Source organism: Pseudomonas sp. AE27, from assembly GCF_037113495.1.
Classification (GTDB): Bacteria; Pseudomonadota; Gammaproteobacteria; order Pseudomonadales; family Pseudomonadaceae; genus Aquipseudomonas; species Aquipseudomonas palmensis.
Genome location: NZ_CP146966.1, coordinates 3592202 through 3612906 on the forward strand (window position 1 = coordinate 3592202; position 20705 = coordinate 3612906).

A 20705-nucleotide genomic window follows, 5' to 3' on the forward strand; every position below is an offset into this window, starting at 1 on the left:
AGTCATGCTGCTTGCGCGTGAATCGAAGTCTAGCCACCCCCTGGGGCGGCAGAAGTAACGAAGGGATGCGCGAATGTCACCGACCTGTGACATTCACCCGCTGGCCCGCACTGCGCGGCAGGCTCAGGGTGACCCGCAGGCCGCCTTCGCGCAGGTTGCGCAGGCTCACCTCGCCGCCGTGGCTGTGGGCGATGTTGCGCGCGATGCCCAGCCCCAGCCCGTAGCCCTGCTGCTGGCCGGCCAGGCGCACATGTGGCTCGAACACCTGTTCCTGACTCTGCTCCGGCACGCCGGGGCCCTCGTCGTCCACCTGCAGCACGAAGCCGGTGGCACTGTCGATGATGCGCAGGTGCGCACGCTCGCCGTACTTGAGCGCGTTGTCGATCAGGTTGCCGATGCAGCGCTTGAGCGCCAGCGGCTTGCCCGGATACGCCGCCAGCGCCCTGCCCTGCACGGTGACGCGCGCACTGGCCAGGTAGGGTTCCACCAGGCAGTCGAGCACCTGGTTGAGGTCGATGGGTTCGATGTTCTCGTGGATGTCGGTGTCCTTCACGCACTGCAGCGCGCCCTTGACCAGCAGCTCCAGCTCGTCCAGGTCACGGCCGAACTTGTGTTGCAGCTGTTCATCCTCCAGCAGCTCGACGCGCAGGCGCAGGCGCGTGATCGGCGTGCGCAGGTCGTGGGAGATCGCGCTGAACAGTTGGCTGCGCTCGGTCAGGTAGCGGCTGATGCGTTCGCGCATGGCATTGAAGGCGCGCCCCACCTCCACCACTTCGCTGCCGCCGCCCTCTACCTCCGGCGGCGCGTCGGCGCCCAGCGACAGCTCCCGCGCCGCGCGTGCCAGGCGCTTGAGCGGACGGGTCTGCCAATGCACCAGCAGGCCGATGAACAGCAGCAGAAAGAAACTGGTCAGTGCGATGAACCCCACCTGCTGGCGCGGCAGGCCCTCGGCCTCGAGGCTGGTGTAGGGCTCGGGCAGCAGCGAGGCGATGTACAGCCATTCGCCCTCGCCCAGGCGGATCTGGGTCACCAGCACCGGCGGGTTGACCGGCTCCAGGGTCAGCGAGTAGTGCGCCCAGGAGCGCGGCAGTTCATCGAGCTTGAGCCCGCTGTTGAACAGACGCAGTTGCTCGGGGCCGACGAACTCCACCGAGATTTCCATCTGCTCACCCAGGCGCTCGTGCAGTACCTGCTCGAACGCCTCGATCACCGCCTGCTTGCGCGGGGTCACCGGCAGCACCTGCATGTCCAGCGGCCGGTCGTTGAGCGACACCACGAAGCGCGTGCCCCCCATGCTGCGCAGCTGGTCCAGCACCAGCGGCCGGTAGGCCAGCGGCAGCGAACGGAAGTAACTGACACTGGCGGTCATCGAATGCGCCAGGCTGCGCGCGCTGGCCAGCAGCCCTTCGAGCTGGCTGGCACGCAACTGCGACACCCAGATCACGCTGGACAACCCCTGGGCCGCCGTCACCACCAGCAGGGTCAGCAGCAGCATGCGCCCCAGCAGCGAGCGTGGCAGCGGCAGGCGCCAGCGCCGCTCAGTGCGCGGGCGCAACACTGGCCGCCAGCAGGTAGCCGCTGCCGCGCACGGTGCGGATCAGTCGCGGAGGTTTTTCGGTATCGCGCAGGCGCTGGCGCAGGCGGCTGACCGCCATGTCGACGATACGGTCCAGCGGCATCGGCTCGCGACCACGGGTGGCATTGCCGATGGTGTCGCGGTCGAGGATCTGTTGCGGGTGGTCGAGGAACAGCTTGAGCAGGGCGAAATCGGCGCCAGACAGGATCACCTCTTCGCCGTCGCGGTGGAACAGGCGGTGGCTGACCGTATCCAGGCGCCACTCGTCGAAGGTCAGCACGTCACCGCCGGGGCGTTCATGCATGAAGCCGGCGCGGCGCAGCAGGGCCTTGATGCGGGCTTGCAGCTCGCGGGGGCTGAAGGGTTTGCCCAGGTAATCGTCGGCGCCCAGTTCCAGGCCGATGACGCGATCGGTTTCGTCGGAACTGGCGGTGAGCATGATGATCGGCACACGGGCCTGACGCGGGTGCTGTCGCACCCAGCGGCACAGGCTGAAACCGTCTTCGTCGGGCAGCATCACGTCGAGGATCACCAGGTCGGCGCCGTGTGTGTCCAGGGCCTGGCGAAAACCCTGGCCATCGGCCTGGGCCTGCACCTGGAAGCCGCATTTGCTCAGGTAGGCCTGCAGCAGTTCACGGATGTCCTGGTCGTCATCGACCAGCAGAATCGACTTGGTCACGGTTGTTGTCCTTGTCAGTGCATTCCTTGGCGGCCCCATCGCGGGTCAAGCCCGCTCCCACAGGTACGGCATCGAACCTGGTGGGAGCGGGCTTGACCCGCGACAGGGACCGGCCAGTCACTCCAACTCAGGCGTGCTGGGCCAGTGCCTGCTGCAACGCCACTCCCGCCCCTTCCAACCCGGAATACTCCGCCGTCACCAGCCACACCGGCACCCCTTCAAGGTAGGCGCTCATGCAGCCCTTGTCGGCAAAACTCGCGGCAAAGCCGCTGCGCAGGAACAGCTCGGCAAAGCGCGGAATCACCCCGCCCACGATGAACACCCCGCCACGCCCGCCCAGGGTCAGCACATTGTTGCCGGCCACCCGCCCCAGAAAACGGCAGAACTGCTCGATCACCTCCAGCGCCACCGGGTCGTCGTGCAACGCCGCGTCGGTGATCTGGGCCGGCGTGCCCAGCGTGGGGGCATGCCCGTCCAGTGCACAGATGGCGTGGTACAGGCGCAGCAGCCCGCCGCCACTGAGCACGGTTTCGGCGCTGACGTGGCCGGTGTCCAGCGCGATCGCCTGGCGAATCGCCGCCTCGCGTGCACTGCCCACCGGCAGGTCGACATGCCCGCCCTCACCCGGCAGCGCCAGCCAGCGCTGCTCGCCCAGGCCAAGCAAGGTCCCGACACCCAGCCCGGTACCCGGCCCGATCACCACCGCCGGACGGGTGGTGTCCGGCGTGCCGGCGCACACATTGCGCACTTCATCCGGCTGCAGGCGGGTCATGCCCAGCGCCATGGCGGTGAAGTCGTTGATCAGCAGCAGGTGCTCGACCTGCAGGTTGGCGCAGAATGCCTTGCGGCTCAGGCGCCAATGGCTGTTGGTGAAACGAAATTCATCGCCGCTGACCGGCCCGGCCACCGCCAGGCACACCGCCGCCACCTCGCCCTTGGCCAGGCCCTGCGCGGCCAGGTACACGCCGATGGCCTGCTCGGGGCTGGTGTAGTCAGCCGTGGGGAACACCTGCACCGCGTGCAGCGCGTTGTCGCGCCACAACGCGAAGCGGGCATTGGTGCCGCCTATGTCACCGACCAGTGCGACCTTCATTTGAAGTTCTCCAGGGCCGAGGTGAAGGCGCTGGCGCCCTGCTCGGCCGAGCTCAGCGCCACGCGCAGGAAGCCGAACAGCTCGCGCCCGCAGCCCAGGTCATTGCCCAGCGGCGCTGCCGGCAGCTCGCGAGCGGCCAGTTCGGCCGGCTCGACGCGCACCTGCAAGGTGCCGGCCACGCCGTCCACGCGCACGATGTCGCCATCGCGCACCCGCGCCAGCGGGCCGCCATCGAACGCTTCCGGGCACACATGAATGGCCGCCGGAATCTTGCCCGAAGCCCCCGACATGCGCCCGTCAGTCACCAACGCGACCTTGAAGCCGCGGTCCTGCAGCACACCCAGGAACGGGGTCATCTTGTGCAGTTCGGGCATGCCGTTGCAGCGCGGGCCCTGGAAGCGCACCACGGCGACGAAATCGCGCTCCAGCTCGCCGGCCTTGAACGCATCGGCCAGTTCCTGCTGATCGTGGAACACCCGCGCCGGGGCTTCGACCACCTGGTGCTCGGCCGCCACCGCAGACACCTTCATCACCCCACGGCCAAGGTTGCCTTGCATCACCCGCAGGCCGCCCTCGGCGGAGAACGGGTTGGCCACCGGACGCAGGATGCTTTCGTCAAGGCTGGCCTCGGGGCCTTCGCGCCATACCAGCCTGCCGTTGTCCAGGAACGGCTCCTGGGTATAACGGCGCAGGCCGGGGCCGGCCACGGTGTTCACGTCCTCGTGCAGCAACCCGGCATCGAGCAGCTCGCGGATCAGGAAGGCCATGCCGCCCGCCGCCTGGAAGTGGTTGATGTCGGCCTTGCCGTTGGGGTACACGTGCGACAGCGTTGGCACCACCTCGGACAGGTCGGCCATGTCCTGCCAGGTCAGCTGGATGCCGGCCGCCTGGGCAATCGCCGGCATGTGCAGAGTATGGTTGGTGGAGCCGCCGGTGGCGTGCAGCGCGACGATGGAGTTGACCAGCGACTTCTCGTCGACGATCTCGCCCAGCGGCATGAAGTTGCCACTGGCCCTGGTCAGGCGCGTGACCTGCTGCGCGGCCTCTACGGTGAGCGCATCGCGCAGCGGCGTGTACGGGTTGACGAACGAGGCACCGGGCAGGTGCAGGCCCATCACTTCCATCAGCAACTGGTTGGTATTGGCCGTGCCGTAGAAGGTGCAGGTACCGGGGCTGTGGTAGGACTTCATTTCCGACTCCAGCAGCTCTTCGCGACTGGCCTTGCCCTCGGCGTAGCGCTGGCGCACGTCGGCCTTTTCCTTGTTGGAGATACCCGAGGGCATCGGCCCGCCCGGCACGAACAGCTGGGGCAGATGGCCAAAGCGCAGCGCCCCCATCAATAGGCCCGGCACGATCTTGTCACAGATACCCAGCAGCAGCGCCGCGTCGAACATGTTGTGCGACAGCGCAATCGCGGTGGACATGGCGATCACTTCACGGCTGGCGATGCCCAGCTCCATACCCGGCTCACCCTGGGTGACACCGTCGCACATGGCCGGCACCCCGCCGGCAAACTGGCCCACCGAGCCGATTTCGCGCAGCGCCTGCTTGATCTGCTGGGGGAAGTGCTCGTAGGGCTGGTGCGCCGAGAGCATGTCGTTGTAGGCCGAGACGATGGCGACGTTGGCCGCGTTCATCATGCGCAGGCTGTGCTTGTCGTCGCTGCCGCAGCCGGCCACGCCATGGGCGAAGTTGGCGCATTGCAGCTTGGCGCGCATCGGGCCGTCGCTGGCCGCCCCGCGAATCAACTGAAGGTAGCGCTCGCGGGTAGGACGGCTACGGGCGATCAGCCGTTCGGTGACCTCAAGAATGCGCGGATGCATGTACTGGACTCCAGGCTAAGGGGCAGCAACCTCTGCGGCGGTTTCCCTTACAAACGATTGCGACCTAGGCTCAAGGCAGGGGCGCGAATGTCGGTGGGTAACGGCTTGGCCGGTCACTCGTTGTAGATTGAACAAAATACTGCCAGCAAAAAGGCTTGTTTTCTATTTTTTTACGAATAATCTTGTAATTCCAACAACAAAATCAGATTCAAGCTCTTTCCGGGGCTCAGACAGTCTGCCAGAGGTAGCTCCATGACATTACGTATCGCAATCAATGGTTTTGGCCGCATCGGCCGCAACATTCTTCGCGCACTGTATACCCAAGGCTACCGTCAGGACCTGCAGGTCGTCGCCATTAACGACCTGGGCGACAGCTCGATCAATGCGCACCTGCTCAAGTACGACAGCGTGCACGGGGCATTCGATGCACAGGTTCACAGCGATGGCGAGAGCATCACGGTCAACGGCGACCGAATTGCCGTCAGCGCGATTCGCAACCCTGCCGAGCTGCCGTGGCAGGCGCTGGATGTGGACGTGGTGTTCGAATGCACGGGCCTGTTCACCGAGCGCACCCGGGCCGCGGCCCATCTTACTGCCGGGGCACGCAAAGTCATCATCTCGGCCCCTGGCAAGGGCGTGGACGCGACGGTGGTGTACGGGGTCAACCACGACATCCTGCGCCCCTCGCACCAGATCATCTCCAGCGCCTCGTGCACCACCAACTGCCTGGCGCCGGTGGCGCAGGTACTGCACCGCGAACTGGGCATCGAACAGGGCCTGATGACCACCATCCATGCCTACACCAACGACCAGAGCCTGACCGACGTGTACCACAGCGACCCGTACCGGGCGCGGGCGGCCACCCAGTCGATGATCCCGAGCAAGACCGGCGCAGCCGAGGCCGTGGGCCTGGTGTTGCCGGAACTGGCCGGCAAGCTGACCGGCATGGCGGTGCGGGTGCCGGTGATCAACGTTTCGCTGGTGGACCTGACCCTGAACGTGACGCGCGAGGCCAGCGTGGAAGAGGTCAATGCACTGATGAAAGAGGCCAGCCAGCACTCGAAGATCCTCGGTTACAACACCCTGCCGCTGGTGTCGTGCGACTTCAACCACAACCCGCTTTCGTCGATCTTCGACGCCAATCACACCAAGGTTGCCGGCAAGATGCTCAAGGTGATGGCCTGGTACGACAACGAATGGGGCTTTTCCAACCGCATGCTGGACAACTGCCTGGCGCTATGGGAGGCGCAATAGTCTCAACCCGCAAGCTTCAGGCGGCAGGCAAGCAGGGGGCAAGCCTGCTTTTCCTCCTGCCGCCTGGCGCTAAAAGCTTGCCGCTGCTTTTCCCCCTTGACCAACAGCATTGATGATAAGCATTATCATTCGCTGAAATCCCGGTCAGGTATCGCTGTGAGTCAGTCCCACTTCAACGCCGTCTTCCTCGCCCAGCGGGTCACCCTGCTACGCACCCTGCAGCGCATGGTCGACAACCCCAGCACCGCCGAAGACCTGCTTCAGGAAACCTACCTGCGCGTCACCCGCGCCCTGGGCGAACGCCCCATCGAGCACCTCGAACCCTTCGTGTTCCAGACCGCCCGCAACCTCGCCCTGGACCACCTGCGCGCCCGCCGCGTGCAAGCCCGCACCCTGCTCGACGATGTGCCCGAGGCGGTGCTGCACAACGTGGCCGCCAGCCACGGCAGCGCCGAGGACGCCACCCACGCGGAGCAGTTGCTGCGCCGCCTGAGCACCTCGCTGGGCGAGCTCAGCGCCCGCCAGCAGCGCATCTTCATCCTCAGCCGATTGCACGGCGCCAGCTATCTGGAAATCGCCGAACAACTGAAGGTGTCCGCCAGCACGGTTCAGAAGGAACTGAAACTGATCATGGCCATCTGTGTAGGCGTAGCCGATCGTCTCAATCGCGATTGAGCCTGCTTGCCTCACATGCCGATACACTTGATCATTACCTGATACACAAGCATGCCAAGGACCCTCCGTGACCGACAGTGCCCCTGACCGCCCTGCGCCGCCAGACCCGGCTGCCTGCGACAGCGCCATGGACCAGGCGCTGGACTGGCTGATACGCCTGCAATGCGCCACGCCCGAAGACACCCGGGCCTTCGAGGCCTGGCTCGAGGCCGACCCGGCCAATGCCCCGGCCTACGTGCAGGCCGAAGCCCTGTGGCACGGCGACAGCGTGCGCGCCGCCGCGCTGCAGCTGCAGCAACGCCAGCGTCCCTCGCGCCTGGCCCGCCTGCGCCCGCACTGGAAGCCACTGGCCACCGCCGCGGTGCTGCTGGTGGGTGTGTTCACGGTCGGCAACCTGCCCATGCGCCTGCAGGCCGATCACCTGACCGTGGTCGGCGAGCGCCAGCGCCTGGAACTGCAGGACGGCTCCAAGGTACTGCTCAATACCAATTCGGCGTTCTCCAGCAACATCAACGACCGCCAGCGCATCGCCCGGCTGTACCAGGGCGAAGCCTACTTCCAGGTCCCCGGCGGGCAGCAGCCCTTCGAGCTGCGCGCCGGGCCGTTGCGCGCCAGCGTGCGCGACACCGATTTCGCCGTACGCTACCTCGACGGCCAGGCACAGGTGCGCGTGCAGCGCGGCGACGTCGACCTGCTGGGCAACAGCGACCAGCGCATCCGCCTGTCGGCCGGCGACAGCATCAGCCTCGGCCCCAATGGCTTCGGCCAGCGCGAGCGCCTGGACGGGCAAAAGGACCTGGCCTGGATCGAGGGCCGGCTGGTGTTCGAGAACTGCCCCCTGAGCCAGGTGCTGGCCGAGCTGGGGCGCTACTACCCGGGCTGGATCATCAGCACCAGCGAGCGCCTGCAGAACGTCGCCGTCACCGGCAACTACCGCCTCGACCAACCCCTCGAAGCGGTGCGTTCGCTGGCCCACATCACCTCCGCACGCCTGCAGGAGTACCCGGCGCTGGTGATTCTGAACTGAATCGGAATCTTTTTTTACGCGATGCCCCGTGGTCACACGTCTCGTTATAGCCAATGCAACTGATTCTTATTTTTGAATCGGCCGCACCTATAACATTCGCGCGACAGGGAGCGCTTTCGATGTCCAGAGGTTTCACTCGCCGGTCTACCGTCTCCACCCGCACAGCGGGCCTGCAACGTTGCACGCTGTCGCTGCTGACCCTGGCCATGCTGGCCGGCGGCGTCTGCAGCCTGCCGGCGCTGGCCGCCGAGCCCGCCCAGGCAGCCAACCCGCGCATGGGTGACTACCGCTTCGCCATTGCCCAGCAGCCGCTGGTGTCGGCGCTCAACGCGTTTACCGCCGTCACCGGCTGGCAGGTGGGGTTGTCCGCCGAGCTGGCCGAAGGTGTCGCCTCGCCAGGCGTGCGCGGCTCGATGCCGCCCGAGCAGGCCCTGCGCCAGATGCTCGCCGGCACCCAGCTGAACTACCGCAAGCTCAGTGCCGGCAATGTGGTGATCGAGCGCGCCGCCTCCAATGCCATCACCCTGCAGCAGGTGACCGTCAGCGCCACCCGTACCGCGCAGGACGTGAACCAGGTGCCAAGCACGGTGAGCGTGCAGACCCGCGAGCAGCTGGACCGCAGCAACGTCAACACCATCAAGGACCTGGTGCGCTACGAGCCAGGCGTCTCGGTCAGCGGCGTCGGCCAGCGCAGCGGCCTCAACGGCTACAACATCCGCGGCATCGATGGCGAGCGCGTACTGACCCAGATCGATGGCGTGTCGATCCCCGACAGCTACTTCTACGGCCCCTACGCCCAGACCCAGCGCAACTACGTCGACCCCGAGATCGTCAAGCGCGTGGAGATCCTGCGCGGCCCGGCCTCGGTGCTGTACGGCAGCAACGCCATCGGCGGCGCGGTCAGCTACTTCACCCTCGACCCGGACGACATCATCAAGCCGGGCAAGGACGTGGGCGCACGCCTCAAGGCCGGCTACAGCTCGGCCGACGAGAGCTGGCTGACCTCGGCCACCGTGGCCGGGCGCGAGGGCGACTTCGACGGCCTGCTGCACCTGAGCCAGCGCAACGGCCACGAGACCGAGTCCTACGGCAGCCACAGCGGCGATGGCCTGGCGCGCACCGAGGCCAACCCGCAGGATGCGCGCACCACCAACGTGCTGGCCAAGCTGGGCTGGAACTACGCCGACGACGCGCGGCTGGGCCTGACCTACGAGCGCTACAAGGATGATCGCGATACCAACGTGCTGAGCGCCGTTGGCGGGCCGTTCATTCCAGGTTTTCCCGCGATGAATTCCTATCGCGCACGCAGCGGCAACGACACCGTCAGCCGCGAGCGTTTCGGCCTCAACCATGAGCTTGCCCTGGACAGCCTGCTGGCCGACAACATGAAGTGGAGCCTGAACTATCAGGTCGGCAAGACCGATCAGCGCACTGACGAGCTGTATGTGGCCGGTGGGCGCGAAGTGGCGCGCGATCGCAAGACGCTCTACCAGGACCGCCAATGGATACTCGACGCCCAGTTCGACAAGGCCTTCACCCTGGGCAGCACCGAGCACCTGCTGACCTACGGCACCACACTCAAGCAGCAGAAGGTCACCGGGTCGCGCAGCGGCACCGCCACCTGCCTGAATGCCGGGGGCACTTGCGGCGCCATCGGCGATGCCAGCCCGCGCGACGCCCAGGTCAAGGTCAGCGACTTCCCGGACCCGACCATCAATACCTACAGCCTGTTCGCGCAGGACGAGATCCGCTGGAACGACTGGACCTTCCTGCCGGGTGCGCGCTATGACTACACCCAGCTCAAGCCGCACCTGACCGACGAGTTCCTGGCCACCCTGCCTACCGGGCCGACCACCACCGTCAACGACAAGCAGAAGAACTGGCACCGCGTGTCGCCCAAGTTCGGCGTGACCTATGCCTTCAACGACAACTACACCTGGTACGGCCAGTACGCCGAGGGCTTCCGCACCCCGACGGCCAAGGCACTGTACGGGCGCTTCGAGAACCTGGCCGGCAACTACGTGGTCGAGCCCAACCCCGACCTGGAGCCGGAGAAGAGCAAGGGCTACGAGACCGGCCTGCGCGGCAACTTCGACGCGGGCAACTTCGCCGTCGCGGTGTTCTACAACAAGTACCGCGACTTCATCAACGAAGACGCCCTGGTCAACGGCAAGGACGCGATGGACTTCCGTGCCGAGAACATCAAGCACGCCACCATCAAGGGCGCCGAATTCAAGGGCCGCCTGAACCTGGACCACTTCGGTGCACCGCAGGGCCTGTACACCCAGGGCTCGGTGGCCTACACCTACGGGCGCAACAACGACACCGGCGAGCCGCTCAACAGCATCAACCCGCTGACCGGCGTGGTTGGCCTGGGCTACGAGCAGGAAAGTTACGGCGGCCTGCTGAGCTGGACACTGGTCAAGCGCAAGACCCGTGTCGACGACAACCAGTTCAAGGCGCCCGATGGTGCCAGCAGCCACTTCCGTACCCCCGGCTACGGCATTCTGGACCTGAGCGGCTTCTACAAGGTGAGCAACGACGTGACGATCAACGCAGGCATCTACAACCTGGCCGACAAGAAATACTGGCAGTGGGATGACGTTCGTGCCTACGACGGTGTCGGCGAGGCATCGGTGACCCAGCCGGCCAACATGGACCGCCTGACCATGCCGGGGCGCAACTTCGCCATCAACCTGGTGTGGGATATCTAGACGCTACGCCGGCAAGGCCGGCTCCCACAGGGAGCTGGCCTGCCGGCGAATGGCCCGCAACCTTTTTTACTATTTCCACGCCCCTCATTCGTCTAGTTACTAACGTCTAGTCACCCGCTCACCATTTCCCAAGGATGCCCCATGACCGCAACCGCCGAACGCCCTGCCCTGCGCTCGCAGCGCCTCAACCAGCTCACCCATGCGCCGCACAGCGAGCTCGATGCGCTGGTCAAGTCCCATGCCCCCTTCGACACCCGCGAAAGCTTCGCCCGTTTCGTGGTCGCCCAATACCTGTTCCAGTCCGAACTCCAGGCGCTGTACAACGACCCGCAACTGATCGCCATCGTGCCCGACCTGGCCGAGCGCTGCCGCGCCGAACAGGCCCGCCTCGACCTCGCCGACCTCGACACCGCAGTACCGGCCGCCTTCCCCGGCGCCGTACACAACCCGAGCCTGGGCGCCGCCATGGGCTGGATATTCGTCTCCGAAGGCTCCAAACTCGGCGCCGCGTTCCTGATCAAGCGCGCCGTCGGCCTGGGCCTGTCGGACAGCTTCGGTGCCCGTCACCTGGGCGAGCCGGCCGGTGGTCGCGCCGAGGGCTGGAAGCAGTTCACCCGCATCCTCGACGGTCTGGAGCTCAACGCCGAAGAAGAAGCGGCCGCTGAACAAGGCGCCGTGGCTGCGTTCGAACGTTTTACCGAGTTGCTCAAACACGCCTACGCCACCGCGCCCAAGGCCGAGCTGGCCTGATGCGTGCCGGGCCGGCCAGCCGCGTTGGCAGCCGGCCCTCACCTGTGCAGTCAATGGACCCCATGACCCGCCCATCCACCTCCAAGCTGTCCCGCGTGCTGTTCGGCCTGCTTGCCTATGTAAGCCTGGGCATCGGCCTGGTGGCCATCGTGATCCCCGGCCTGCCGACCACCGAGTTCATCCTGCTCGCGGCCTGGGCTGCCACGCGCAGCTCGCCGCGCCTGAGCGCCTGGTTGGAAAACCACCGGTTGTTCGGGCCGATCCTGCACAACTGGCGCAACGGCAAGGTGATTCAGCGCCGGGCCAAGGTCAGCGCCACGCTCAGCATGCTGCTGTGCGCCGGCCTGATGCTGGTGTTCATCGGCCTACGCTGGCCGGTAGGGCTCGCCATCGGCGGCATGGCCCTGGGCAACCTGTGGATCTGGTCGCGCCCCGAGCGCGTGCCTGCCGCCCCGCATTTGACCAATCAGCCCTGATGGTCTGCAATGGCCCACCAACGGGAGGGCCAACCATGAGTCATGTTCTCAACAGCATCGTCAGCGCCCTGGGGCTTGCCCAGGATGCGCTTGAGCACCTGCACCTGCACACTGCAGGAGCCCTGCCATCGACCTTCGAAGTCACCGAACTGGCCAGTGCCAGCATTGCCGCCACGGGCCTGGCCATTGCCGACCTGCTCGCCGGCCAGACCGGCACGCGCCCCGGGGTGCAGGTGGACCGACGTCTGAGTTCCCTGTGGTTCGCCACCAGCATTCGCCCCCAGGGCTGGAGCCTGCCGCCGCTGTGGGACGCCGTGGCAGGCGATTACCCGACCCGCGATGGCTGGATCCGGCTGCACACCAACGCCGCGCATCACCGCGCCGCTGCCGAACGGGTGCTGGGAGCGGTACACGACCGCGATCAGATGGCCCGGCGGGTTGCCGAGTGGGAGGCAGAGGCGCTGGAAACTGCCGTGGTGGCTGCGGGCGGATGTGCCGCGCAGATGCGCAGCTGGCAGCAATGGTCGGCGCACCCGCAGGGCATGGCGGTCAATGCCGAGCCGCTGATCGATCGCAAGGCTGGGCCGGCTGGCGTACTCAAGGGCTGGACCGGCACTGCGGCGCAGCCGCTCAAGGGGGTACGCGTGCTGGACCTGACGCGCATTCTTGCCGGGCCCGTTGCCAGCCGCCTGCTGGCGGGGTTCGGTGCCGACGTGTTGCGCATCGATCCGCCGGGCTGGGAGGAGCCCTCGGTGGTGGCCGAGGTGACCTTGGGCAAGCGCTGCGCGCGCCTGGACCTGCATGCTGCAGAGGACCGCGCGGTGTTCGAAGGCCTGCTGGCAGGTGCCGATATCCTCCTGCACGGCTACCGCGCCGACGCGCTGGAGCGCCTCGGCTATGGCGCCGAACAACGGCGCAGGCTCAACCCCGGGCTGATCGATGTCAGCCTCAATGCCTATGGCTGGAGCGGCCCGTGGCAGCATCGTCGCGGCTTCGACAGCCTGGTGCAGATGAGCAGCGGGATCGCTCGCGAGGGCATGCGCTGGCGTCAGGGCGAGCGGCCGGTGCCGTTGCCGGTGCAGGCCCTGGACCATGCCACCGGCTACCTGATGGCGGCTGCCGCGATCCGTGCACTGGATGAGCGGCTGCGCAGCGGCTGTGGCGGCTCGGCGCGTCTGTCGCTGGCGCGCACGGCCAAGCTGCTGGTGGACCAGGGCACGGTGATCGAGGACTTGCCGTTGGCCGGCGAAACCGAGGCAGACCTGGCCCCGGTCGTGGAGCAGACGCCGTGGGGGCCGGCCAGGCGCCTGCAGGCGCCGTTGCAGGTGCAAGGCGCGCCGCTGGCATGGGCGCGGGGGGCTTGCGAGCTGGGGTCGGCCGAGCCTCGCTGGTGACCGCCAGAGGCTCTTCGCCGGCAAGGCCGGCTCCTACAGAAGGTCGCACCAACCTGTAGGAGCCGGCCTTGCCGGCGAACACCTCGACACCGCTCTAAAGCGTCAACCACCCCGCATACAACGCATACGCCGCCACCCCCGCCCCCACCAGCACCGCCGCGAAAATCAGTTTCTCCCACCCGGTGAACAGCGGCTGCCCCTGCTCGTGCTTGGCGCGGTAGAACAGGATCACCCCCGGCGCGTACAGCAGCGCCGACAGCAGCAGGTACTTCAGCCCCCCGGCGTAAAGCAGCCAGATCGCATACACCAGCGCCACCCCGGCCACCAGCAGGTCCTTGCGCCGCGCCCCGGGGTGGCGCTCATAGGTTTCCCCGCGCAGTGCCAGCAGAAACGCATAGGCCGCCGACCACAGGTACGGCACCAGGATCATCGATGACGCCAGGTAGATCAGGCTGGTGTAGGTGCCCGCCGAGAACAGCGTGATCAGCAGGAACAGCTGGATCATGCAGTTGGTCATCCACAGCGCATTGACCGGCACATGGTTGGCATTCTCGCGGGTCAGAAACCGCGGCATGGTCTTGTCGCGGGCGGTGGCGAACAGGATCTCGGCACACAGCAACGCCCACGACAGCAGCGCCCCCAGCAGCGACACCGCCAGCCCCAGGCTGATCAGCAGCCCGCCCCAGGGCCCGACGATATGCTCCATCACCGAGGCCAGCGACGGGTTCTGCAAGCCGGCAAGCTCCGGCTGGGTCATCACCCCCAGCGACAGCACGTTGACCAGCACCAGCAGCGCCAGCACCCCGAGAAAGCCGATCACCGTGGCCTTGCCCACGTCCGAACGCCTTTCGGCACGGGCCGAATACACGCTGGCGCCCTCGATGCCGATGAACACGAACACGGTCACCAGCATCATGTTGCGCACCTGGTCCAGCACCCCGCCGAACTTGGGGTTGCTCAGCCCCCAGATGTCGCGGGTGAAGATATCGGCGCGAAACGCCACCGCCGCGATCACGATGAACATCACCAGCGGCACCACCTTGGCCACGGTGGTCACCAGGTTGATGAACGCCGCCTCCTTGATGCCGCGCAGTACCAGAAAGTGCACCGCCCACAGCAGTAGCGAAGCGCAGGCGATGGCGATCGGCGTGTTGCCCTCCCCGAACACCGGAAAGTAGAAGCCCAAGGTGCTGAACAGCAGCACGAAGTAGCCCACGTTGCCCAGCCAGGCACTGATCCAGTAGCCCCAGGCCGACGAAAAGCCCATGTACTCGCCAAACCCGGCCTTGGCATAGGCATATACACCCGAATCGAGCTCGGGCTTGCGGTTGGCCAGGGTCTGGAACACGAACGCCAGCGCCAGCATGCCCACGGCGGTGATACCCCAGCCGATCAGCACGGCGCCGACATCGGCCCGCGCGGCCATGTTCTGCGGCAGCGAGAAGATACCGCCACCGATCATCGAGCCCACCACCAGCGCGACGAGCGCACCCAAGCGCAGTTTCTGTCCTGGTTCGGACATGCAGTTCCCCTTTTCGTCCCGCGTTGTCATGGTGCTGTTACACACTAGGCCTAAATATAAGCACAGCCCTGACGTTTATAGTGGATTGTCTTCAAAACTATAACCTTCATAACTAGTACGTCTATGCCGAGGCGAACTAAACAGTGAGTTTTGCGTACCCCATCTACTTCATCAAGCAAACAAGATCTTTTCTCGTCAAAAATTTGCTAAACCCGTAAAAGCGACTAGCTTCAAATCTCGCAGCCATTCAGAGCGAATGCTCTAGAAAAAGGCTGGAGGTGCCATTGCACAAGGCTTGCGGGGTGTCGGCGAAGCGCCGGCTGCAGCGCTTCAAGTCCTTCAGCAACAATGGAATGTATCAATGAACTGACCTGAATCAGCTCTCGTCACGCTTGCTGGATTTATTCTGGCATCTCTCTTCTCCTGGAATGGAGTTATCCAATGTCAGACACTCCCGGAAAACTACGACTGGGTGCGTTAGTCGCACTTGTAGTGGGTTCCATGATCGGCGGCGGCATCTTCTCGCTGCCGCAGAACATGGCCGCCAGCGCCGATGTCGGCGCCGTGCTGATCGGCTGGGGCATCACCGCCATCGGCATGCTGACCCTGGCCTTCGTGTTCCAGACCCTGGCCAATCGCAAACCTGACCTGGACGGCGGCGTATACGCCTACGCCAAGGCCGGCTTTGGCGACTACATGGGCTTTTCGTCCGCCTGGGGCTACTGGATCAGTGCCTGGCTGGGCAACGTGGGCTACTTCGTGCTGCTGTTCAGCACCTTGGGCTACTTCTTCCCGATCTTCGGCGAAGGCAACACCCCGGCGGCGATCATCGGTGCCTCGATCCTGCTGTGGGCAGTGCACTTTCTGGTGCTGCGCGGCATCAAGGAAGCAGCGTTCATCAACCTGGTCACCACCGTGGCCAAGGTCGTGCCACTGGCGCTGTTCATCCTGATTGCCCTGTTCGCGTTCAAGCTGGACATCTTCACCGCCGACATCTGGGGCACGATGAACCCGGACCTGGGCAGCGTGATGAACCAGGTGCGCAACATGATGCTGGTCACCGTGTGGGTGTTCATCGGCATCGAGGGCGCCAGCATCTTCTCGGCCCGCGCCGAAAAACGCTCCGACGTGGGCAAGGCCACCGTGATCGGCTTCATCACCGTGCTGCTGTTCCTGGTACTGGTGAACGTGCTGTCGCTGGGCATCATGACCCAACCGGAACTGGCCAAGCTGCAGAACCCGTCGATGGCCGCCGTGCTCGAGCACGTGGTCGGTCACTGGGGCGCGGTGCTGATCAGCGTCGGCCTGATCGTCTCGCTGCTGGGGGCCCTGCTGTCGTGGGTACTGCTGTGCGCCGAGATCATGTTCGCCGCAGCCAAGGACCACACCATGCCGGAGTTCCTGCGCCGCGAGAACGCCAACCACGTGCCGGCCAACGCCCTGTGGCTGACCAACGCCATGGTGCAGATCTTCCTGGTCATCACGCTGTTCTCGGCCAGTACCTACCTGTCGCTGATCTACCTCGCCACCTCGATGATCCTGGTGCCCTACCTGTGGTCGGCGGCCTATGCGTTCCTGCTGGCACTGCGCAGCGAAACCTATGAACAGGCCCTGGCCGAACGCAAGAAAGACCTGATCATCGGCGGTATCGCACTGCTCTATGCCATCTGGCTGCTGTACGCCGGTGGCGTCAAGTACCTGCTGCTCTCGGCCCTGCTGTATGCCCCTGGCGTGGTGCTGTTCGCCAAGGCCAAGCGCGAGGTGGGCCAACCGATCTTTACCAACGTGGAGAAGCTGATCTTCGCCGCCGTAGTCATTGGCGCCCTGGTGGCGGCCTATGGCCTGTACGACGGCTTCCTGACTCTGTAACCCCCCGTATTCGCAACTTGGAGGAAATGAACCATGTCCACGGAAAAAGCTAAGTACGGCGTACATTCCGAAGCCGGCAAACTGCGCAAAGTGATGGTTTGCTCCCCAGGCCTGGCTCACCAGCGCCTGACCCCGAACAACTGCGACGAACTGCTGTTCGACGACGTACTCTGGGTCGCCCAGGCCAAGCGCGACCACTTCGACTTCGTGACCAAGATGCGCGAGCGCGGCATCGAAGTGCTGGAAATGCACAACCTGCTGACCGACATCGTCGCGATGCCCGAAGCACTGGACTGGATTCTGGAGCGCAAGGTCACCGCCGACTCGGTGGGCCTGGGCCTGATCAACGAAGTGAAATCCTGGCTGCGCAGCCTGGAGCCGCGACACATCGCCGAGTACCTGATCGGCGGCGTCTCGGCCGATGACCTGCCCGACAGCTTCGGTGGCAAGACCATCCAGATGTTCCGCGACTTCCTGGGCCACTCCAGCTTCATCCTGCCGCCGCTGCCCAACACCCAGTTCACCCGCGACACCACCTGCTGGATCTACGGCGGCGTGACGCTGAACCCGATGTACTGGCCGGCGCGTCGCCAGGAGACCCTGCTGACCACCGCCATCTACAAGTTCCACCCGCAGTTCACCAATGCCGATTTCGAGATCTGGTACGGCGACCCGGACAAGGACCACGGCAACTCCACCCTCGAAGGCGGCGACGTGATGCCTATCGGCAACGGCGTGGTACTGATCGGCATGGGCGAACGCACGTCGCGTCAGGCCATCGGCCAACTGGCGCTGAACCTGTTCAAGAACAAGGCCGTGGAACGCGTGATCGTGGCCGGGCTGCCGAAGTCCCGCGCTGCGATGCACCTGGACACCGTGTTCAGCTTCTGCGACCGCGACCTGGTCACGATCTTCCCCGAAGTGGTGAACCAGATCGTCGCCTTCACCCTGCAACCCGACGAAAGCAAGCAGGGCGGCATCGACATCCGCCGCGAAGAAGCCAGCTTCCTCGATGTGGTGGCCAAGGCCCTCAAGCTGCCCAAGCTGCGCGTGGTTGAAACCGGTGGCAACAGCTTCGCCGCCGAACGCGAGCAGTGGGACGACGGCAACAACGTGGTGGCCGTGGAGCCGGGCGTGGTCATCGGCTACGACCGCAACACCTACACCAACACCCTGCTGCGCAAGGCCGGTGTCGAGGTCATCACCATCAGTGCCGGCGAACTGGGCCGCGGACGTGGGGGCGGCCACTGCATGACCTGCCCGATCGTGCGCGACCCAATCGACTACTAAAACGACCATCGTCCGGCCGTGCCCACAAGGCGCCGGCCGGGCCGATCAGCCCTTTGCGTTCTAAAAGAACAGGAGCAACATCATGGCGTTCAACATCCACAACCGCAGCCTGCTGAGCCTGGAACACCACACCCCGCGCGAGCTGCGCTACCTGCTGGACCTGTCCCGTGACCTCAAGCGTGCCAAGTACACCGGCACCGAGCAGCAGCACCTCAAGGGCAACAACATTGCGCTGATTTTCGAGAAGACCTCGACCCGCACCCGTTGCGCCTTCGAAGTGGCCGCCTATGACCAGGGCGCCAACGTCACCTACATCGACCCCAACTCCTCGCAGATCGGCCACAAGGAGAGCATGAAGGACACCGCCCGCGTGCTCGGGCGCATGTACGATGCCATCGAGTACCGTGGCTTCAAGCAGGAAGTGGTCGAGGAACTGGCCAAGTTCGCCGGCGTACCGGTGTTCAACGGCCTCACCGACGAATACCACCCCACCCAGATGATCGCCGACGTGCTGACCATGCGCGAGCATGCCGACAAGCCGATCCACGACATCAGCTACGCCTACCTGGGCGATGCGCGCAACAACATGGGCAACTCGCTGCTGCTGGTCGGCTCCAAGCTGGGCATGGACGTGCGTATCTGTGCGCCCAAGGCCCTGTGGCCGCATGACGACCTGGTGGCACGCTGCAAACAGTACGCTGAGGAAAGCGGTGCCCTCATCACCCTCACCGAAGACCCGAAAGCTGCGGTCAAGGGCGTGGACTTCATCCACACCGACGTGTGGGTATCGATGGGCGAGCCGGTCGAAGCCTGGGGCGAACGCATCAAGCAACTGCTGCCATACCAGGTCAACGCCGAGCTGATGAAGGCCACCGGCAACCCACGCACCAAGTTCATGCACTGCCTGCCGGCGTTCCATAACTCCGACACCAAGGTCGGCAAGCAGATCGCCGAGCAGTACCCGCACCTGGCCAACGGCATCGAAGTGACCGATGACGTGTTCGAGTCGCCGGCCTGCATCGCCTTCGAGCAGGCGGAAAACCGCATGCACACGATCAAGGCGATCCTGGTGTCGACCCTGGCCGACCTGTAACCCCGCCGGGAGCCGGCGCTGCCGGCTCCTGCACCCTAGAAAGGACATCATCATGCGTATCGTTGTTGCATTGGGCGGCAACGCCCTGCTGCGCCGCGGCGAGCCCCTTACCGCCGACAATCAGCGCGCCAACATCCGTATCGCCGCCGAACAGATCGCCAAGATCCACCCCGGCAACGAACTGGTCATCGCCCACGGCAACGGCCCGCAGGTCGGCCTGCTGTCGCTGCAGGCGCAATCCTACAAACCCGACGAAGCCTACCCGCTGGACGTGCTCGGTGCCGAAACCGAAGGCATGATCGGCTACATCATCGAACAGGAGCTGGGCAACCTGCTGGACTTCGAGGTGCCCTTCGCCACCCTGCTGACCCAGGTGGAAGTGGACGCCAACGACCCTGCCTTCAAGGACCCGACCAAGTTCATCGGCCCGGTCTACGGCAAGGAAGAAGCCGAGCGCCTGGCCAAGGAAAAAGGCTGGGTGGTCAAGGCCGACGGCGACAAGTTCCGCCGCGTGGTGGCCAGCCCCAAACCCAAGCGCATCTTCGAGATCCGCCCGATCAAGTGGCTGCTGGAAAAGAGCAGTATCGTGATCTGTGCCGGGGGTGGCGGCATCCCCACCATGTATGGTGAGAACGGCAAGCTGCAGGGCATCGAGGCGGTGATCGACAAAGACCTGTGCTCGTCGCTGCTGGCCGAACAGCTGGACGCCGACCTGCTGGTGATTGCCACGGACGTGAACGCGGCGTATGTCGACTTCAACAAGCCGACCCAGAAAGCCATCGCTCAGGCCCACCCGGACGAACTGGAGCGCCTGGGCTTTGCTGCAGGCTCCATGGGGCCGAAGGTGCAGGCCGCTTGCGACTTTGCCCGGCACACCGGCAAAGTAGCGGTTATCGGCTCGCTGGCCGATATCGAAGACATCGTCAAGGGCACTGCCGGCACTCGGGTGAGTACGTCCAAGCCGGGTATCGACTACCGTTGATGCAGTTGGGCGGATCTGCAGGTCCGCCCGTTTCAACCTTCCAGAGGAGCCGCCATGGCCATATTCGAACCCGGTCATCTGCACATCGAGCGCCATGCGCTGAACAAGGCCGATTACAGCTACAACCTGTGCATCGACTACAAGGTTGAGCAGGATCCCAAGGAAGGCAAAGGCATGAGTTTTCGCATGCATGGCACCATCGAGGACAAGCCGATGGACGAAACCTTCTTCATGCCCAAGGACCAGGCCTTCGACTTCGCGCGGCAGGCCTCGATCATCGCGCAGAAGTACGGCATGCCCAAAACCGCCAGCATCAGCTCGCTGCACAAGATCTACGACATGATGTTCGAGGATGTGCGCGCACAGCTCGATGTGAAATCGGGCGACCCGGTCAAGCCCGAGCACCTGGGCTAGCTCACCACGCTTGTGTAGGAGCCGGCCTTGCCGGCGAAGCCTTCGGGTCAGTACCACCCCTTCGCCGGCAAGGC

General features: G+C 65.1%; 17 protein-coding genes. 12 read left to right on the plus strand and 5 right to left on the minus strand.

The genetic code is table 11. The annotated features are described in order from the left end of the window. Window positions 1-76: 76 nt before the first annotated feature. The 4 genes from V9K84_RS16595 to edd all read right to left on the minus strand — a co-directional run bounded on the left by V9K84_RS16595 (window position 77) and on the right by edd (window position 5171). Window positions 77-1495, minus strand: coding sequence for an ATP-binding protein (locus tag V9K84_RS16595; protein ID WP_088514598.1), 1419 nt, complete (start codon window positions 1493-1495; stop codon window positions 77-79). Window positions 1496-1538: 43 nt separating this feature from the next. Next, window positions 1539-2294, minus strand: coding sequence for a response regulator transcription factor (locus tag V9K84_RS16600; protein WP_054915080.1), 756 nt, complete (start codon window positions 2292-2294; stop codon window positions 1539-1541). Window positions 2295-2382: 88 nt separating this feature from the next. Continuing rightward, the gene (locus V9K84_RS16605; protein WP_088514582.1) at window positions 2383-3348 is read right to left on the minus strand and encodes a glucokinase; all 966 of its coding nucleotides are present in this window, start codon (window positions 3346-3348) and stop codon (window positions 2383-2385) included. Next, the gene (gene edd / locus V9K84_RS16610) at window positions 3345-5171 is read right to left on the minus strand and encodes a phosphogluconate dehydratase (RefSeq protein ID WP_043860384.1); all 1827 of its coding nucleotides are present in this window, start codon (window positions 5169-5171) and stop codon (window positions 3345-3347) included. Before edd ends, V9K84_RS16605 begins: the two co-directional genes overlap by 4 nt. Window positions 5172-5423: 252 nt before the next feature. On the opposite strand from edd, the gene gap reads away from it, so the two are divergent. The 7 genes from gap (at window position 5424) to V9K84_RS16645 (ending at window position 13461) form a co-directional block, all read left to right on the plus strand. Further along, on the plus strand, window positions 5424-6425 hold the full coding sequence (gene gap, locus V9K84_RS16615; RefSeq protein ID WP_088514583.1) for a type I glyceraldehyde-3-phosphate dehydrogenase: 1002 nt from the start codon (window positions 5424-5426) through the stop codon (window positions 6423-6425). 156 nt (window positions 6426-6581) lie between these two features. Continuing rightward, the gene (locus V9K84_RS16620) at window positions 6582-7100 is read left to right on the plus strand and encodes a sigma-70 family RNA polymerase sigma factor (protein WP_043860382.1); all 519 of its coding nucleotides are present in this window, start codon (window positions 6582-6584) and stop codon (window positions 7098-7100) included. A gap of 67 nt (window positions 7101-7167) precedes the next feature. Next, on the plus strand, window positions 7168-8127 hold the full coding sequence (locus V9K84_RS16625) for a FecR domain-containing protein (protein ID WP_043860381.1): 960 nt from the start codon (window positions 7168-7170) through the stop codon (window positions 8125-8127). A gap of 119 nt (window positions 8128-8246) precedes the next feature. Further along, entirely contained in the window at window positions 8247-10841 is a 2595-nt protein-coding gene (locus V9K84_RS16630) for a TonB-dependent receptor (RefSeq protein ID WP_088514584.1), read from the plus strand. A 141-nt stretch (window positions 10842-10982) separates the two neighbouring features. After that, window positions 10983-11591 (plus strand): biliverdin-producing heme oxygenase, encoded by a 609-nt coding sequence (locus V9K84_RS16635; protein WP_088514585.1) that lies wholly within the window; start codon window positions 10983-10985, stop codon window positions 11589-11591. Window positions 11592-11653: 62 nt separating this feature from the next. Continuing rightward, complete coding sequence (locus V9K84_RS16640; protein ID WP_043860378.1) at window positions 11654-12067, plus strand: YbaN family protein; 414 nt, start codon at window positions 11654-11656, stop codon at window positions 12065-12067. 35 nt (window positions 12068-12102) lie between these two features. Beyond that, complete coding sequence (locus V9K84_RS16645) at window positions 12103-13461, plus strand: CoA transferase (RefSeq protein WP_088514586.1); 1359 nt, start codon at window positions 12103-12105, stop codon at window positions 13459-13461. Window positions 13462-13555: 94 nt separating this feature from the next. Here V9K84_RS16645 and arcD (V9K84_RS16650) read toward each other — a convergent pair whose 3' ends face one another. Continuing rightward, on the minus strand, window positions 13556-14983 hold the full coding sequence (gene arcD / locus V9K84_RS16650) for an arginine-ornithine antiporter (protein ID WP_054915087.1): 1428 nt from the start codon (window positions 14981-14983) through the stop codon (window positions 13556-13558). Window positions 14984-15424: 441 nt separating this feature from the next. Between arcD (V9K84_RS16650) and arcD (V9K84_RS16655) the strand changes: the two genes are divergently transcribed. From arcD (V9K84_RS16655) to V9K84_RS16675, 5 genes are all read left to right on the plus strand, one after another. Further along, the gene (arcD, locus tag V9K84_RS16655) at window positions 15425-16852 is read left to right on the plus strand and encodes an arginine-ornithine antiporter (RefSeq protein WP_054915088.1); all 1428 of its coding nucleotides are present in this window, start codon (window positions 15425-15427) and stop codon (window positions 16850-16852) included. 33 nt (window positions 16853-16885) lie between these two features. Further along, complete coding sequence (gene arcA, locus V9K84_RS16660) at window positions 16886-18142, plus strand: arginine deiminase (RefSeq protein ID WP_043862423.1); 1257 nt, start codon at window positions 16886-16888, stop codon at window positions 18140-18142. 82 nt (window positions 18143-18224) lie between these two features. Further along, window positions 18225-19235 (plus strand): ornithine carbamoyltransferase, encoded by a 1011-nt coding sequence (locus V9K84_RS16665; protein WP_088514587.1) that lies wholly within the window; start codon window positions 18225-18227, stop codon window positions 19233-19235. A 52-nt stretch (window positions 19236-19287) separates the two neighbouring features. Next, the gene (gene arcC, locus V9K84_RS16670) at window positions 19288-20217 is read left to right on the plus strand and encodes a carbamate kinase (protein WP_043862425.1); all 930 of its coding nucleotides are present in this window, start codon (window positions 19288-19290) and stop codon (window positions 20215-20217) included. 54 nt (window positions 20218-20271) lie between these two features. Beyond that, window positions 20272-20631: a DUF5064 family protein gene (locus tag V9K84_RS16675; RefSeq protein WP_043862426.1), complete on the plus strand. Its 360-nt coding sequence runs from the start codon at window positions 20272-20274 to the stop codon at window positions 20629-20631. The last annotated feature ends 74 nt before the right edge of the window (window positions 20632-20705 follow it).